Source organism: Streptomyces roseolus (genome assembly GCF_014649855.1).
In the GTDB taxonomy this organism is placed as follows: Bacteria; Actinomycetota; Actinomycetes; order Streptomycetales; family Streptomycetaceae; genus Streptomyces; species Streptomyces roseolus.
In genome coordinates this window covers 96,131-111,933 of record NZ_BMTV01000018.1, presented here as the reverse complement: position 1 = coordinate 111,933, position 15,803 = coordinate 96,131, and the positions used below count along the sequence as shown (strand labels likewise).

Sequence of the window (15,803 nt, the reverse complement as noted above, 5' to 3'; positions counted from 1 at the left end):
CGCACCGCCGCCACCGCCTTCCGGGCCGCGATCAGCACCGGGTCCCACACCGGGGAGAACGGCGGCGCGTACCCCAGGTCGAGCGCCGCCACCTGCTCCACCGTCATCCGGGCCGTCAGCGCCACCGCCGCGACGTCCACCCGCTTCGCCGCCCCCTCCCGGCCCACGATCTGCGTCCCGAGCAGCCGCCCGGTCCGCTTCTCGGCCAGCATCTTCACCGTCATCGGCGCCGCCCCCGGGTAGTACCCGGCCCGGCTCGTCGACTCCACGGTCACCGTCACGTACCGCAGCCCGACCGCGCGGGCGTCCTTCTCCCGCAGCCCGGTGCGGGCGATCTCCAGGTCGCAGACCTTCGACACCGCCGTCCCCACCACCCCGGGGAAGGTCGCGTAGTCGCCGCCCACGTTCGAGCCGATGACCTGCCCCTGCTTGTTGGCGTGCGTGCCCAGCGGCACGTGCCGCTCCCGGCCCGACACCAGGTCCAGGACCTCCACGCAGTCCCCGCCCGCCCACACGTTCTCCTGCCCCCGCACCCGCATCGACAGGTCCGTCAGCAGCCCGCCGTGCGTGCCGAGCGGCAGCCCCGCCGCCTTCGCCAGCGAGGTCTCCGGCACGACACCCGTCCCCAGGACCACCACGTCCGCCGGATACTCGCCCTCCTCCGTGGCCACCGCCCGGACCCCGCCGTCGTCACCGGTGAGGACCGCCGTCACCGCGGCCCCGCCGACCGTCCGGATCCCGAGCCCGTCCATCGCCGCGTGCACCAGGCGCCCCATGTCCGGGTCGAGCGTCGCCATCGGCTGCTCGCCCCGGTTGAGGACCGTCACCTCGTAGCCCCGGTTCAGCAGCGCCTCGGCCATCTCCACGCCGATGTACCCGGCGCCGACGACCACCGCCCGCCGCCCCGCCGTCCCGGCCAGCGAGTCCAGCAGCGCCTGCCCGTCCTCCAGGGTCTGCACCCCGTGCACGCCCGCCGCGTCGATCCCCGGCACCGCCGGCCGGGCCGGCCGCGCCCCGGTCGCGATCACCAGCTTGTCGAAGCCCGTCCACGCCTCCGTACCGGCCGCCAGGTCCCTGGCCAGAACGCGCTGCCCGGCCAGGTCGATCTCCGTCACCTCGGTCCGCGTCCGCAGGTCGATCCCGCGCGCCCGGTGCTCCTCCGGGGAGCGGGCGATCAGCTCCTCCCGCCCGGACACGTCGCCGCCGACCCAGTAGGGGATGCCGCAGGCCGAGTACGAGGAGAAACGGCCCCGCTCGAAGGCCGTGATCCCCAGCTCCCCGGACCCCTTGAGCCTGCGCGCCTGCGAGGCGGCCGACATGCCCGCCGCGTCCCCGCCGATGATCACCAGTCGTTCGCTCATGCGCCCACGCTACGTGCCGCCTCGCGGCCGGGCGGCACGGGCGATTTGAGAGAGTGGTCCCATGAACGCGGACACCACGGGACCCCACGCCGGACCTCACGCCGTCGTCGTCGGCGGCGGCATCACCGGCCTCGCCGCCGCGCACCGGCTGCTCGCCGCCGGTGCGCGCGTCACCCTCCTGGAGGCCGGCGGCCGGCTCGGCGGCAAGCTGCTCGCCGGGGAGATCGCCGGCGCCCCCGTGGACCTCGGCGCCGAGTCCCTGCTCGCCCGCCGCCCCGAGGCGGTCGCCCTCGCCGAGGCCGTGGGCCTCGGCGACCGGCTCCGGCCGCCGGCCACCACCACCGCCTCCGTCTGGTCCCGGGGCCGGCTCGTCCCCATGCCGAAGGGCCACGTCATGGGCGTCCCCGGCGACGCGGAGGCCGTCGCCGGGCTCCTCTCCGAGGAGGCGCTGCGCCGGATCGGCCGGGACCGGGAGCTGCCCCCCACCGAGATCGGCGAGGACGTCGCCATCGGCGCGTACGTCGCCGCACGCATGGGCCGCGAGGTCGTCGACCGGCTCGTCGAACCCCTCCTCGGCGGCGTCTACGCCGGGGACGCCTACCGCATCTCGATGAGGGCCGCCGTCCCCGCGCTCTTCGAGGCCGCCCGCCGCCACCCGAGCCTCACCGCCGCCGTCCGCGCCGTCCAGGCCGCGGGCGGAGCCGTCCCCGCCGACGTCGCGGGCGCCGCCACCGGCCTCGGCGGGTCCGTCTTCGCCGGCATCACCGGCGGGGTCGGCACCCTGCCGGGGGCCGTCGCGGACGCCGTCCGCGCGGCCGGCGGCACGATCCTCACCGGCACCCCGGCGACCGCCCTGCACCGGGCGGGCGCCACCGGCTGGCGGGTGGAGACCCCGGAGCGGACCCTCGACGCGGACGCCGTCGTCCTCGCCGCCCCCGCGCCCGTCGCCGCCGGCCTCCTCGGCGGCCACGCCCCCGGGGCCGCCGCGCTCCTCGGCGGGATCGAGTACGCCTCCATGGCCCTGGTCACGCTCGCCTTCCGCCGCGCCGACGTCCCCGGGCTGCCCGGCTCCGGCTTCCTCGTGCCGCCCGTCGACGGCCACACCATCAAGGCCTCCACCTTCTCCAGCGCCAAGTGGGGCTGGGTCGGCGACGCCGCCCCCGACCTCTTCGTGCTCCGCACCTCCGTCGGCCGGTACGGCGAGGAGACCCAGCTCCACCGCGACGACGAGGACCTGGCCGCCGCCTCCCTCAAGGACCTCGGCGCCGCCACCGGCCTCGCCGCCCGGCCCGTCGCCACCACCGTGACCCGCTGGACCGGCGGCCTCCCGCAGTACCCGGTCGGCCACCTGGACCGGGTCGCCCGGGCCCGCGCCGCCCTCGCGGACCTGCCCGGACTCCGCCTCGCGGGCGCCGCGTACGACGGCGTCGGCGTCCCCGCCTGCGTCGCCTCCGCCCACCGCGCCGCCGACGCCCTGGCCGACGAGATCATCGCCACGTCGGAAACGGGGCACCCCGGTGCGGGGCACTCCTCGTGACGGGCGAGAATAGGCGTATGAGTGCGCCCGAAAAGATCCCGAACGCCGGTAAGAAGGCGAAGGACCTCAACGAGGTCATCCGCTACACCCTGTGGTCCGTCTTCAAGCTGCGCGACGTCCTGCCCGCCGACCGGAGCGGCTACGCCGACGAGGTCCAGGAGCTGTTCGACCGGCTCGCGGAGAAGGACATCACCGTCCGGGGCACGTACGACCTCTCCGGTCTGCGCGCCGACGCCGACGTCATGATCTGGTGGCACGCCGAGACGAGCGACCAGCTCCAGGAGGCGTACAACCTCTTCCGTCGCACGAAGCTCGGCCGCGCCCTGGAGCCGGTCTGGTCGAACATGGCGCTGCACCGCCCGGCCGAGTTCAACAAGTCGCACATCCCGGCCTTCCTGGCCGACGAGACTCCGCGCGACTACGTCTCGGTCTACCCCTTCGTCCGCTCCTACGACTGGTACCTGCTGCCGGACGAGGACCGCCGCCGGATGCTCGCCGACCACGGCAAGATGGCCCGCGGCTACCCGGACGTCCGGGCCAACACGGTCGCCTCCTTCTCGCTCGGCGACTACGAGTGGATCCTCGCCTTCGAGGCCGACGAGCTGTACCGGATCGTCGACCTCATGCGCCACCTGCGCGCCTCCGAGGCCCGGATGCACGTCCGCGAGGAGGTCCCCTTCTACACCGGCCGCCGCAAGAACGTCGCGGACCTGGTGGCGGGCCTGGCCTGACGGCCACCCCGAACCCGGCGTCGCCCCGGCTCCCAGCCGGGGCGTCCGCCCCTCGACCCGGAAGATCAGACGGCCGCCACGCCATGGCCGGCCGCTCCAGCGACACCGGGTCCGGCACCGGGTGCGGCGCGCGCGAGCGCGCCGCACCGGCGTCCTTCCGGGGAGTCCCTACGAGGTCCCCAGCGCGGCCCGCAGCTCCGGCTCCAGGACCGCCGGCCCCCGGGTGGCGAGCGCGGTGAGCGGGTCCTCCGCCGAGAGCCCCGCCAGCAGCCGCTGACCCGCGTGCGAGGCCCACGGGCTGTGCGGGTACGACTCCGCCCGCCCCATCAGCAGACAGAGCCCCGAGGCCGTCAGCGGCAGCGCGAACCCGGCCACCACCCGCGTCCGGTCCGCCTCCGGAACCAGCGGTACCGCCACCGCCCCGAGCGCGAGCGCCAGCAGGAACGCGCCCCGCACCGCCCGCAGCCCGGCCGCGACCTCACGCCGTCCCGGCGCCGGCACCGCGAGCCCCCGCTCCACCAGCCCCTCCTCGATCCGCCGTACGCACGCGGCGCCGGCGACCGCCGGACGCAGCCCCGGCACCGGCGCCTGCCCCTCGGGCCCGATCGCGCCGAGCACCGCCCGCTCCAGCTCGTCCCCGCCGCCCGAGCCGTCCACGACCGTGGCCCAGCCGGTGCGCGCGAGCAGCAGCCGCCGGTCCCGGTGCATCGCCACCAGCGTCAGCTCGGTGACCCGCCCGGGGCCCCCGGCGAGGAACGCCGCCTCGCCCAGGGTCAGTTCACCGGCCCAGGCCGTCCCCGCGGCGGACCCGCCGGCGGCGATCGAGGCCCGGCAGAGCCGGGCGCAGGCGACGGCGGTCACGACGCCGGCGACGAGGAGCAGCGGGATCCACACCACGATCGAGTTGTACGCCAGGGCCCCCGGCCCCGCCACCCGGACGGCTCAACCACTGGACCCGCAGGAGGAGCCGCCGCCCCCGCACGACGAGGACGACGAGGAGCCGCACGACGACGAGGAGGAACCGCAGGACGAGGACGACGAGCCGCAGGACGAGGACGACGAGCCGCAGGACGAGGAGGAGGACGAGCAGGACGAGCCGCCCGATCCGGTGCCCGACCCGGAGTCCGAGCCCCAGCCGTCCCCGCCGCCCGTCGCCGCTCCCGCGCACCACATCACCACGGCCGCGACGGCCGTCGTGTCGGAGGAGTACGGCGACCCGGTACGGCTCCGGCTCCCGCGCACCGGCCCGTCGGGCCGGGCCGCGTCCCGCAGCCGCTCGAACAGGTCGCGGTCGGGCAGCGCCCGGATCCCGCCGAGGGCGACGGTGTTGACGCCCCCGTGGCCGTGGGCGCTCCGGTAGGCGGCGAGCGCCGCGAGTCCCGCCGTGCTCACCGGGCGCGTGTAGGTGGTGCCGCAGATCAGCGCCGTGGCGAAGCAGACGAAGAAGAGCGGCAGCAGCTTCACGAAGAACGGCACGGTGGGCCCGAGCACCGTGAACTCGGCGACGGTGGCCACGATGCCGACCGGGAACAGCAGGACGGCCCCGACGAGGAGGCCGACGCACCACCGGCGCAGGGTGCGGCGGGGGCCCGGCAGGGTCACCAGCCCCCGTGCGGAGAGGTCGTCGCCGATCTCCTGCACCGCCGGGTGGGTCATCACCGCGAGGCGCAGGGCGCGCAGGGAGCCGCTGGGGGCGGTCGCGTGGCTGTCCAGGACCGCCCGCTCCACCGGGTCGTGGGCGATCCGATGGACGACCGCGACGACCCCGGGGCCGCCGATGACGATCCGGCCGTCCAGGTGCATGGCGGCGAGCGCCGTGTCGGCGACGCGTCCGGGGCCGCCGGCGAGGAACGCGGCCTCGTGGACGTCCCGGACCGGCCCGCTGGGCCCGCCCCGGATGCGGCGGGCCAGCACGAAGAGGCGGACGAACACGGCGGCGGCCGCCAGGTGGAGCGTCAGGAGGAGCGGGTCCATGCCGGTCACCGCCCCCCGAACACGCGCCGGGCCAGCCGCCCCACGAGCCCGGCCGGCCGGTTCTCGGCCCGCTCGCGCCACCAGCGGGTCAGCTCCCGCCGCTCCGGCCGGTCCTCCAGGAGCAGCCGCTCGACGAAGTCGAGCGCGTCGCGCCGGTAACCGCCCGGCATGGGGCGGCTCTTGGCGTACGCGAGGAACGCGGGCCGGAAGCCGTCGCCGAGGATCTCCGGCAGCTCGGGCGCGATCCGCGCCACGACGGAGGCCCGCTTGGCGGCGAGCGCCCGGCTCTGCACCCGCATCCGCCGCACGTCGAAGCCCTCGGGCACCGGAGTCCCCGCCACGAGCGCCGACAGCACCGCGGCCTGCCCCACCCCGACGCGCTGCCGTACGGCGTCGCCGGCCGCCCCCGCCCCCCGCCGGTCGCCGGCCGGGGGCGCGGGCTCGGTCGCGGGCCGGGGAAGGACGGCCAGGGCGCCGTCGGGGCGCGGTGGCGCGGGCACGGCCGCCGTGGCCCGCCGCACCGGCTCGGGCTCCGGGGCGCTCGGCCGGGTGGCGGGCATCGGCCCGCCCGAGACGCGGGCGCCGGCGCCGATGTGGAGCGGCTCGCCGCCCACCAGGACACGACCCGCGCGCAGGGCGGCGGCACCGACGCCGTGGCGCGCGGCGAGCGGACCGGACGCCGCCCGGGCGTCGCGGACGTCCCCCGCGCCTCCGGCGTCGAGGGCGCCGGCCGCGCCTGCGGGGGCGTCCGCCGCGTGGGCGTCGTACGCGTCCGGGGCGCTGTGGGCGTCCGCCGTGTCGGCCGCGTCCGCCGCGTCCTCGGCGGCGAGGGCGTGCGCCGGGGCTCCGGCGGTGGCCGCCGGGCGGGCCGGGCGGCGGGTCGCCGCCGTCACCGTCGCGCGGATCGTGGCCAGCTCCGCGGCGAGTTCCGCCGCGGGCGGGAAGTGGTCGTCCCGTTCCAGGAGGACGCCCGGCGGGGCGACCCGTCCGGCCAGGTCGGCGAGGACGTCCAGGACCGGCCGCGGGACCGGGTGGGCGTGGGTGTCGTGCCAGACGCCGTCCCGTTCGAGGCCGCCGGCCACGTGGACGTACGCGATGGCCTCGACCGGCAGTTCGGAGAGGGCCCGCGCCGGGTCCTCGCCGCGGTTGACGTGGTTGGTGTGGAGGTTGGCGACGTCGATGAGGAGCCGTACCCCCGTACGCTCCACCAGCTCCGCCAGGAACCGGCCCTCCGTCAGCTCCTCGCCCGGCCAGGAGAACAGGGCGGCGATGTTCTCCAGGGCCAGCGGCACCGGCAGCGACTCCTGCGCGATCCGCACGTTCTCGCAGAGCACGTCCAGGGCGTCCCGGGTGCGGGGGACGGGCAGCAGGTGCCCGGCCTCCAGACGCGGGGTCGCGGTCAGCGGCCCGCCGGCCCGGACGAAGGCGATGTGCTCGGTGACGAGCGGCGCCCCCAGTGCCTCCGCCTTCGCCGCGAGCGCGGCCAGCCGCTCCGGGTCCGGCCGGTCCGCCCCGCCGAGCCCCAGCGACACCCCGTGCGGCACGACCGTGACGCCCCGGGCCCGCAGCCGGGCCAGCGAGTCGGGCACGTGGTCGGCGCACACGTTCTCCGCGACGACCTCCACCCAGTCGACGCCGGACAGCTCCTCGACCGCGTCCGCGATCTCCGGACGCCAGCCGATGCCCATGCCGAGTTCCGTCATGTCCCCCTCCTTCGGTCCTCAGTCATCCACGTGATGACCCCGGCGAAGCCGGTCGAACCCCAGGGGGGAGAGGTTCAGAGCTTCATTTGAGGTTCCCGGGCGCCACGGCCAGGACACCGGGGTACGCCGACACCACGGTCGCGCTGCCCGGCGCGATCTCCGTGAAGCCCGCGTCCCTGACCACCGGCAGGCCGCTCGCGGCGAGCGCGGGCCACTCCGCCTCCGACGCCGTGCGCACGGCCAGCGGGAAGCCCGCCTCCCGCCAGGCGGCGCGGGCGGCGTCGTCCAGCGCCCACCACAGCAGCTGGGCGCCGTGTCCGGCCTGGGCCATCGCCTTGCCGGCGGACATGCCGAGCCCCGGGTTCGTCCACAGCACCGCCGCGCCCTCCGGCACGGGGCCCGGCGCGGCCGGGTCGTCGAGGTCGGTGCCGGACACCTGGAGCTTGACCAGGTCCTTGGGCCAGCCGTCCAGGGGGACCGGCGGGAAGACGCGCACCTCCGCGGTCCCGCCGGTCACGGTGATGCCGGGCAGGGCCTCGGCGCGTCGCCACTCCGCGCCGCGCGCCCGCCGCACGACCTTGCGGATGCGGGCGTCCTCCCAGTCGGCGACGGCCGCCGCCCACGCGCCGTCGCCGAGCGACCGCTCGTCGGTGAGGAGCCGGAGCACGGCGCGGGCCGCGGTCTCCAGGGCGTCGGTACGGGCCGGGGGCGCGTCGCGCTCGATCCGTACCACCAGGGGCAGGACGAACTGCGGCTTCTCGTCGCGGGGATCGGTGTCGTTGCTGCTCACCCGGCAAGTCTGCCACCGGTCGCGGGGAGCCGGATCTTGCGGGTCCGGCCGGGGCCGGGCGAGGATCCCGTCCATGAGCACGATCGTCGGAGCGCGGGAGCCGGTGCGGCTCGCGGGGGTGGGCCGCCGGTACGGGCCGCGCGGCCCGTGGGTGCTGCGGGGCGTCGACGCGGAGCTGCCCGCCGGCCGGCTCGTCCGGGTCGCCGGCGCGAACGGCACCGGCAAGTCGACGCTGCTGCGGCTGGTCGCCGGCGTCGACGCCCCCGCCGAGGGCCGGATCACCGGCCGCCCGGCCAGGACCGCGTACGTCCCCGAGCGCTTCCCGCCCGCCCTGCCGTTCACGGCCCGCGACTACCTGGTCCACCTGGGGCGCGTCCAGGGACTGCGGACCGGCCCGGCCCGGGCGCGGGCGGGGGAGTGGCTGGCCCGGTTCGGTGCGGAGGCGTACGCCGGGACCCCTCTGACCGCCCTCTCCAAGGGCACCGCCCAGAAGGTGGCCGTCGCCCAGGCCCTGCTCGCGGACCCCGAACTCCTCGTCCTCGACGAGGCCTGGACGGGCCTCGACCCCGAGGCCCGCGCGGAACTCGACGCGGCGGTGCGGGAGCGCGTCGCGGCCGGCGCCACGGCCCTCTTCGTCGACCACGATCCGCACCGCCTCGCGGGCGAACCCGACACGACCCTGACCGTCGGCGCCGGCCGCGTCCTCGCGGACGCGCCCCCGCCCGTCCCCGCCCTCCTCCGGAGCGCCGCCCCCGTCCGGGCCCCCTCTCCCGTCCGGATCGTCGCCTCCGGGGACCGGCCGCTGCCCGATCCCCTTCCCGGCGGAGCCGCCGGGGCGCCCCTCGCGGCCGACGGGGCCGTGCTCTTCCACGTCGCCGCGGCGCACTCCGACGACCTGCTGCGCGCCCTGCTCGCCGCCGCCTGGCACGTCCACCGCGTCGAACCCCTCCGGGCCGGGGCGGACGGGGGACGCCCGTGACGGCGCTGCTGCGGTACCACTCCGGGCTGTTCCTGCGCTCCCAGCGGTGGCTCGCCCCGCTGCTCCTGTACGCGGCGCTGGTCGCGGTCGGGGTCAGGCCCGGCGATCCCGTCCTCGGCTCGCTCGGCATCGCGGCGGCCGGGTTGCTGCCGGTCGCGGCCTGGTCCGTGCGGATCTGCCTGACGCAGGAGGCCGCCGCCGCGCGGGCCGTGACCGCCGCGGCCGGGGGCCGGGCGCGGGCGCACCTCGCGGCGCTCCTCACCGGCGCCGGGTGGCCCGTGCTCGCGGGCGCGGTCGCGGTCGGCGCGGTGACGGGGACGGGCGACCTCGCCGGGACGGGCGGGCCGGCCGCCCTGCTCGCCGGCCTCCTGGCCACCACCGCCTGCGCGCTCACCGGCGGGGCCGTCGGCGCGCTCGTCTCCCGGCCGTTCGTGAAGGCGACGGGCTGGTCGGTGGCCGGGCTGCTGCTGGGCTCGCTGCTCGTCCTGGTGACCACCGGTTCGCCCGCGAAGCACGCGGTCGCCGCCCTGGTCGCCGCCGAGGGCGCGACCCGCCCGCCGTGGGCCTCCTGCGCCGCCGCCGTCCTCCTCGCCGCCGTCACGGCGGCCGTGTCCTGCCGGGCCGGTGCGCGACGGGAGTGAGGCCGTAGCCGTACCGGAGTAGCCTCGGTGTCATGACCACGGAATCCGCCGCGTACTGCGCCCCCGAGCCCGCGCCCCGGCCGCCCAAGGCCACCGAGGGGCCGTACGCGCGCTGCGTCCTGTGCCTGGAGCCGACCGAGTACGCGGAATCGGTCAAGGGGATCGTGCTCTGCCCGGTCTGCGAGTGGCAGGAGGCCCAGCGCACCGCCTGCTCCGGCTGAGACGGCGCCCGCCGACGGTCGGCGGGCGTCCCCCTCCCCCTATTAGTCAAATTTGAGTAGCCTGCTGGGCATGGCCGAGCGAACGATCCCGATCCTGCCCTGCCGGACCCTCCGGCCCGTCCTGGACTTCTACGCCGCCCTCGGATTCGAGGTCACCTTCCTCCAGAAGAGCCCCAACCCCTACGCCGCCGTCGCACGCGGCTCCCTGGAGCTCCAGTTCTTCGGGGTGGGGCACCACGACCCCGCCACCACGATGAGCACCTGCTACGTCGTCACCGACGACGTCGACGGGCTGCACGCCGCCTTCCGCGCCGGGCTCAAGGAGGCGTACGGACGGATCCCGACCCGGGGCCTGCCCCGCCTCGGGGCGCTCCGCGACACCAGCTTCGGGATGCGGCAGTTCCTCCTCACCGACCCCGGCGGCAACTGTCTCCGCGTCGGGCAGCGGATCCGCGAGGACCTCCACCACGCCCCCGCCCCCGGGGGGACCTTCGCCCGCGCCCTGCACCACGCCGCCCTCCTCGCCGACTCCAAGGAGGACCTCGCGGGCGCCGCGCGGATCGTCGAGCGGGCGCTCGGCCGGGACGACGAGCGGCCCGCCCCCGTCGAGCTGCTGCGCCTCCTGGTGCTGCGCGCGGACCTCGCCCGCCGGCTCGGCGACGAGGACCTCGCCGCGGCGGCGCTCGCCGAGGCCGGAGCCGTACCGCTCACCGGCGAGGAGCGGGCGGAGGCCGCGGACGAGCTGGTCCGGTTGGCGGAGCTGCTCGACTGAACCCGGCGCCTCAGCCCGCCCGCATCAGCTCCGAGACCTTCACGAAGCGGTAGCCCCGCGCCCGGAGTTCGGGGACGACGCGGCGCAGTGCCCGCTCGGTCGCCGGGGCGGCGCTGCGGGTGCAGTGCAGGACGACCACGGAGCCCGGGCGGACGCCGGAGAGGACCTGTTCGGCCACCGCGTCGGGGTCCTTCGCGAAGGCGTCGCCGCCGACCACGTCCCACTGCACGGCGGTGACCCGGGCCGGGGCGAGGGCGTGCAGCGCGGTGTCGTCGTAGCAGCCGCCGGGGAAGCGGAAGTACGGCACGACGTTGACGGCCCCGGCGTTCCGGAAGGAGTCGAAGGCGCGCTTCACGTCGGCCGCCATGTCCGGTGCGGCGACCGTCGGCAGGCCGTAGCAGGGCTCGGCGAAGGCGTAGTGGCTGTAGGAGTGGTTGGCGATCTCGAAGCGGGGGTCGGTGCCGATCGCGCGGGCCTGGTCGGGGTACTCCTCCGCCCAGCGGCCCGTCATGAAGACCGTCGCGTCCACCTCGAGGCGGCGCAGCGTGGCGATGAGCTCCGGGTTGTCGAAGCGTTCGCCGCGCGCGGCCCGGGGCCCCTGGTCGGCGGTCATGTCGGCGTCGAAGGTGAGCGCGACGACCTTCTCGCCGCTCCGGCCGGTCCGCCGCTCGTACACGGGGGTACGGCCGCCGGCGCCGGGCGCCAGGGTGGGGAACGCGGCGGGCCCCGGTTTCTTCGGGCCGGGGGCGGCGGTCGGCTCGGCCGGAGAGGGGGCCGCGGTCGCCGGACCCGCCGCAGGGAGGTCGCCGCCTCCGCCGCAGCCGAGGAGCGCCGCCCCCAGCAGAACGAAAACCGCCATTTTCCGTGCAGGAGTGTTCACGAACGGAAGTTAACCGACTGAAGGGGGCGATGCTCGCAAGGAGACGGGGACGACGCCCGAGTCCACGCGCGGAGCTGACGCCCCCTCGTCCGGACGCGTTCAGTCGGCGGGGTCGGAGGCGCCGGCGTCCCGTGCCCGGGGGAGGCCGTCCGGCGCGTGCTCGGGCGCGCTGAGCCAGCCCCGCTGCGAGGCCGTCGCCCCGGCCTGGAAACGGCTCCGCGCGCCCAGCATGTCCATGATCCCGGCGACCGTGCGACGGGTGGTGCGGGTGGAGACGCCGAGCCGCTTCGCGATGGTCTCGTCGGTGTGGCCGTGCTCCAGGAGCCGCAGCGTCTCGCGCTCCTGCGGGGTGAGGCCCCGTCGGTCGCGGATGCGGTCCACGCCGACGAGCGTCTCCACACCGGACGAGTCCCCCACCGGCTGGAAGCCCACCCAGTCCGCGATGAGCTGGGCCGCCGCCGCGCGGGACGCCTCCAGGCGCTGCTGCTGCGCGAGGAGTTCGGCCTGCCGGCGGGCGAGCAGCGACTCCATCCCCAGCTCCGGGCTGACCGGGTGGAGTCGGGTGCGCTCCGAGGCCGAGGGGCGCAGCAGGGACAGCTCGCTGAGCCGGTCGAGCGCCTCCCGGACCTCCGCCGTGGTCAGCGAGAGCGAGGCCGCCAGCTCCGCGGCCCCCCAGTCGGAGTGCCGAAGCGACATCCGATAGATGCGTTCCGTTCGTGTGTCGATTCCCGATGCGTCAAACATATGTGTATCCCCCATGGATACGTGATCGAATCATCACGCGGAGGGGGCCGCTGCCCGCCGTCCGGACGGAGGAAGTGGACTCCTTGTCAGGTTCCGGCCATGGCGGCCAAGGGCCTCCCGACCACGGGGGGTTCGAGCCGCCCGCCCGGGACCATCGAGGGATGTACCTGGTCCATGCGCGGCTGCGCCGCCCTGCCGACAGCGAGCCGTTCCCGTGGCCGGCGCGCGCGTTCCTCGCCGCGGCGGCCCCGGAGGAGGGGAGGGAGCACGCCACCGTGCACCACCTGTCCGACCGGGAGGCCGTCGTCGGCCTCTTCGTCCGGCTGGGCAGCCTCGCCGCCTCCGAACGGGCCGCGGCCGCCCTGTGCGCCCGTGTGCTGAGTGTCCGTCAGGTCGGGGTCAGCGCCAGGGACCGGTGACGGCGAACGTGGTGCCGGGGTCGTAGCAGTTCACGTACATCGTCGAGCCGTCCGGGGAGAAGGTGACGCCCGCGAACTCGCCCCATTCCGGGGCGCCCGGCTCGCCCACGTCCTGCCGGTTCCGCGCCACCGCGTACACCTCGCCCCGCAGGTCCACGCCGTAGACGTGCTGCGCCCCGCCGCCGTCCTCGCAGACCATCAGGCCGCCGGCGGGCGCCAGGCAGATGTTGTCGGGGGACTCGCCGGGGAGCCGGACGTCGGTGTCGGGGCCGAAGACCACGGACAGGGTGAGGTTCCGGGCGGCGGGGTCGTACTTCCACACCTGCCCGAAGTGGGTGGCGCCGGAGCCGTCGGAGGTGCGGGCGAAGGAGGACACGAAGTGGACGGCGCGGCCGCCCCAGTAGCAGCCCTCCAGCTTCTGCGCGTGGGTGATGCCGCCGCGTCCGAAGTCCTGGAAGCGGATCGGATCCGTCGTCGCCTGCGGGTCCGGCACCGGCACCCACTCCACGGCCTCGAAGACAGTCCCCGCCTCCCGCACCACCGACAGGTCGGGGACGCCGGGCACCCGCAGGGCCTCCAGGGTGCCGCCCGCCCGCAGGGAGCCGGGCCCGCCGTGCGGGCGGTCGGGCAGGAAGCGGTAGAAGAGGCCGAAGGGGCGTTCGAAGGCGTCCTCCGTCTCGTAGACGATCCCGGTGTGCGGGTCGACGGCGACGGCCTCGTGGGCGAAGCGGCCGAGGGCGGTGAGCGGGACGGCACCGCTGCGGTGCGGCTGGGCCGGGTCGACCTCGAAGACGAAGCCGTGGTCCTTCTCGTACCCCTTGGTCCCGGCCTTGTCCTCGGTCTCCTCGCAGGTCAGCCAGGTGCCCCAGGGGGTGGGGCCGCCCGCGCAGTTCACGGCGGTGCCGGCGATGCCGACGCGCTCGGAGCGCACTCCGCCGTACGCGTCGAGGTCGAGGACCGTGCAGCCGCCCTTGCCGCCCCGGTCGTAGACCAGGCCGGGGGTGTGGGGGACCGGGTGGCGGGCGTCGGGGCGGTTCTCGTGGTTGCGGACGAGCCGGACGCCGCCGCGCGGCGCCGCGAAGGCGCTCATCCCGTCGCAGCGGCCGGGAACCGGTCCCTCGCCGGAGCGGAGCGGCTCGCCCTCGCGGGAGAGGACCCGGTAGGAGAAGCCGGCCGGGAGGTCGAGCAGGCCGGCCGGATCGGGGAGGAGGGGGCCGTAGCCGCCGCGCGGTGCCGCGGCGGCGGGGGCGCCGGAGAAGAGGTCGGCCAGGGCGCCGGTGAAGGCGATTCCGGCGACGGAGGCGCCGGTACCGGCCAGGATCTGGCGTCGCGTCACTGCCATGAGGGGGCCTTCCCGCCGAACCAGGTGTGGACCCGCTTCATGTACCACGCAGCGGAGTGCGCGAAGCCATGACGCGGGTCCACGGTGCCTCGGATGGCGCAAAACCGACCCCGGGGGGACCCGGGGCGCCGGAGGATCAGACCAGCTCGGCCGTCAGGGTGATCGTGGTGCCGGTGAGCGCCTGGCTGACCGGGCAGTTCTTCTTCGCCTCCTCGGCGAGGGACTGGAACTGGTCCGCGTCCAGGCCGGGGACCTCGCCGCGCACGGTGAGGTGGATGCCGGTGATGCCCTCGCCCGGCTGGAAGGTGACGTCGGCCTTGGTCTCCAGGCGGGTGGGCGTGTTGCCCGCCTTGGCCAGGCCGTTCGAGAAGGCCATCGAGAAGCAGGAGGAGTGCGCGGCCGCGATGAGCTCCTCGGGGCTGGTCTTGCCGTTCGGCTCCTCGGCGCGGGCCGGCCAGGAGACGTCGTAGGAGCCGAGCCCGGAGGAGTCGAGGGAGACGACGCCGGAGCCCTTGAGGAGGTCGCCCTGCCAGACGGTGTGGGCGTGACGCACGGTGGCCATGGTGGATGCCTTTCCGATCGGGTACGGCCCCCAACCTACTGCGCCACGAGCTCCTTTGCGTCCCGCGCCAGGGCGGTGAGCCGGGAGATGGCGCGGAAGTACTTCTTCTTGTAGCCGCCGTTCAGCATCTCGTCACTGAACAGCCGGTCGAAGGGGAGCCCGGAGGCGAGCACCGGTATCTCGCGGTCGTAGAGGCGGTCGGCGAGGACGACGAGCCGCAGCGCGGTCGACTGGTCCGGGACCGGGCCGACGTCGGTGAGGCAGACGGCCGTCAGGTCGTCGGTGAGGGCGCCGTACCGGCTCGGGTGAACCCTGGCCAGGTGTTCGAGCAGGTGCGGGAAGTCGTCGAGGGAGGCGCCCGGGGTCCGGTACGCGGTCTCCGTGACGACCTGGTCGGAGTGGGGCGCGGGGGCCTCGGGCAGGCCCCGGTGGCGGTAGTCCTCGCCGTCGATCCGCAGCGGCCGGAAGTGCGCGGAGAGGCCCTGGATCTCGCGGAGGAAGTCGGCGGCGGCGAAGCGGCCCTCGCCGAGCTTGCCCGGGAGCGTGTTCGAGGTGGCGGCGAGCGCCACGCCGGCGTCGACCAGCTTGCCGAGCAGGCTGGAGACGAGGACGGTGTCGCCCGGGTCGTCCAGTTCGAATTCGTCGATGCACAGGAGGCGGTGCCCGCTCAGGGTTCGTACGGTCTCCTGGAAGCCGAGCGCGCCGACCAGGTTCGTCAGCTCCACGAAGGTGCCGAAGGCCTTGAGCGAGGGCTCGGCGGGCGTGGCGTGCCAGAGCGAGGCGAGCAGGTGGGTCTTGCCGACGCCGTAGCCGCCGTCGAGGTAGACGCCGCGCGGACCGGCCGGGGCGGCGGGCCTGCGGGCGAACCAGCGCCGCTTGCCCGCGCCGCTCGCGTGCGCCCCGCCGAGGCCCTCGGCGAAGCCGGAGAGGACCTTGACGGCCTCGCACTGGCTCGGCTGGTTCGGGTCCGGGAGGTAGGTGTCGAAGCGCACCGAGTCGAAGCGCGGCGGCGGGACCATCTCCGCGACCAGCCGGTCTGCGGGGACGTGGGGCTCTCGGGAGCACAGCGAGAGCGGGGTCGCCGCTGCGGGGGCGGCTTCGTTCAGGGCACGGGTCGACACAGTTCCCCACTGTAAGCGCCGTGTCA

General features: G+C 76.1%; 17 protein-coding genes. 7 read left to right on the top strand and 10 right to left on the bottom strand.

Translation table 11 applies throughout. From position 1 onward, the window contains the following. The coding region (locus IE245_RS21895; RefSeq protein ID WP_189950265.1) for an FAD-dependent oxidoreductase at positions 1-1,361 on the bottom strand (1,361 nt) is incomplete at its 3' end. A 61-nt stretch (positions 1,362-1,422) separates the two neighbouring features. On the opposite strand from IE245_RS21895, the gene hemG reads away from it, so the two are divergent. Together hemG and hemQ are read left to right on the top strand one after the other, a co-directional pair. Beyond that, on the top strand, positions 1,423-2,898 hold the full coding sequence (gene hemG / locus IE245_RS21890; RefSeq protein WP_189950163.1) for a protoporphyrinogen oxidase: 1,476 nt from the start codon (positions 1,423-1,425) through the stop codon (positions 2,896-2,898). A gap of 17 nt (positions 2,899-2,915) precedes the next feature. After that, on the top strand, positions 2,916-3,629 hold the full coding sequence (gene hemQ / locus IE245_RS21885) for a hydrogen peroxide-dependent heme synthase (RefSeq protein WP_189950161.1): 714 nt from the start codon (positions 2,916-2,918) through the stop codon (positions 3,627-3,629). Positions 3,630-3,797: 168 nt separating this feature from the next. Here hemQ and IE245_RS21880 read toward each other — a convergent pair whose 3' ends face one another. The 4 genes from IE245_RS21880 to IE245_RS21865 form a co-directional block, all read right to left on the bottom strand. Continuing rightward, the gene (locus tag IE245_RS21880; protein WP_189950262.1) at positions 3,798-4,526 is read right to left on the bottom strand and encodes a TIGR04222 domain-containing membrane protein; all 729 of its coding nucleotides are present in this window, start codon (positions 4,524-4,526) and stop codon (positions 3,798-3,800) included. 45 nt (positions 4,527-4,571) lie between these two features. After that, positions 4,572-5,603: a TIGR04222 domain-containing membrane protein gene (locus tag IE245_RS21875; protein WP_229851440.1), complete on the bottom strand. Its 1,032-nt coding sequence runs from the start codon at positions 5,601-5,603 to the stop codon at positions 4,572-4,574. A gap of 5 nt (positions 5,604-5,608) precedes the next feature. Next, positions 5,609-7,306, bottom strand: coding sequence for an MbnB/TglH/ChrH family RiPP precursor modification enzyme (locus IE245_RS21870; protein WP_189950157.1), 1,698 nt, complete (start codon positions 7,304-7,306; stop codon positions 5,609-5,611). Between the two features lie 82 nt (positions 7,307-7,388). Then, on the bottom strand, positions 7,389-8,096 hold the full coding sequence (locus tag IE245_RS21865; RefSeq protein ID WP_229851439.1) for a peptidyl-tRNA hydrolase: 708 nt from the start codon (positions 8,094-8,096) through the stop codon (positions 7,389-7,391). Between the two features lie 73 nt (positions 8,097-8,169). On the opposite strand from IE245_RS21865, the gene IE245_RS21860 reads away from it, so the two are divergent. The 4 genes from IE245_RS21860 to IE245_RS21845 all read left to right on the top strand — a co-directional run bounded on the left by IE245_RS21860 (position 8,170) and on the right by IE245_RS21845 (position 10,709). Next, positions 8,170-9,075 (top strand): ATP-binding cassette domain-containing protein, encoded by a 906-nt coding sequence (locus tag IE245_RS21860; protein WP_229851438.1) that lies wholly within the window; start codon positions 8,170-8,172, stop codon positions 9,073-9,075. Then, positions 9,072-9,716: an ABC transporter gene (locus IE245_RS21855; protein ID WP_189950154.1), complete on the top strand. Its 645-nt coding sequence runs from the start codon at positions 9,072-9,074 to the stop codon at positions 9,714-9,716. The genes IE245_RS21860 and IE245_RS21855 overlap by 4 nt, the downstream gene beginning before the upstream one ends. Positions 9,717-9,748: 32 nt before the next feature. Beyond that, on the top strand, positions 9,749-9,937 hold the full coding sequence (locus IE245_RS21850; RefSeq protein WP_189950152.1) for a hypothetical protein: 189 nt from the start codon (positions 9,749-9,751) through the stop codon (positions 9,935-9,937). A gap of 70 nt (positions 9,938-10,007) precedes the next feature. Next, on the top strand, positions 10,008-10,709 hold the full coding sequence (locus IE245_RS21845; RefSeq protein WP_189950150.1) for a bleomycin resistance protein: 702 nt from the start codon (positions 10,008-10,010) through the stop codon (positions 10,707-10,709). A gap of 10 nt (positions 10,710-10,719) precedes the next feature. Here the strand turns inward: IE245_RS21845 and IE245_RS21840 are convergent, their stop codons facing one another. Both IE245_RS21840 and IE245_RS21835 read right to left on the bottom strand, forming a co-directional pair. Next, the gene (locus IE245_RS21840; RefSeq protein ID WP_189950148.1) at positions 10,720-11,568 is read right to left on the bottom strand and encodes a polysaccharide deacetylase family protein; all 849 of its coding nucleotides are present in this window, start codon (positions 11,566-11,568) and stop codon (positions 10,720-10,722) included. Positions 11,569-11,688: 120 nt separating this feature from the next. Continuing rightward, on the bottom strand, positions 11,689-12,285 hold the full coding sequence (locus tag IE245_RS21835) for a helix-turn-helix transcriptional regulator (RefSeq protein WP_229851437.1): 597 nt from the start codon (positions 12,283-12,285) through the stop codon (positions 11,689-11,691). A 209-nt stretch (positions 12,286-12,494) separates the two neighbouring features. Here IE245_RS21835 and IE245_RS21830 point away from each other — a divergent pair, with 209 nt between their 5' ends. After that, entirely contained in the window at positions 12,495-12,752 is a 258-nt protein-coding gene (locus IE245_RS21830; protein WP_189950144.1) for a hypothetical protein, read from the top strand. Here IE245_RS21830 and IE245_RS21825 read toward each other — a convergent pair. From IE245_RS21825 to zapE, 3 genes are all read right to left on the bottom strand, one after another. Continuing rightward, complete coding sequence (locus IE245_RS21825; protein WP_189950142.1) at positions 12,733-14,094, bottom strand: alkaline phosphatase PhoX; 1,362 nt, start codon at positions 14,092-14,094, stop codon at positions 12,733-12,735. The two genes, IE245_RS21830 and IE245_RS21825, sit on opposite strands and share 20 nt — an antisense overlap. A 136-nt stretch (positions 14,095-14,230) precedes the next feature. After that, complete coding sequence (locus tag IE245_RS21820) at positions 14,231-14,656, bottom strand: OsmC family protein (protein WP_189950140.1); 426 nt, start codon at positions 14,654-14,656, stop codon at positions 14,231-14,233. 35 nt (positions 14,657-14,691) lie between these two features. Next, a complete protein-coding gene (gene zapE / locus IE245_RS21815) occupies positions 14,692-15,777 on the bottom strand; it encodes a cell division protein ZapE (RefSeq protein ID WP_229851436.1) in 1,086 nt (361 codons plus the stop codon). Positions 15,778-15,803: the final 26 nt, after the last annotated feature.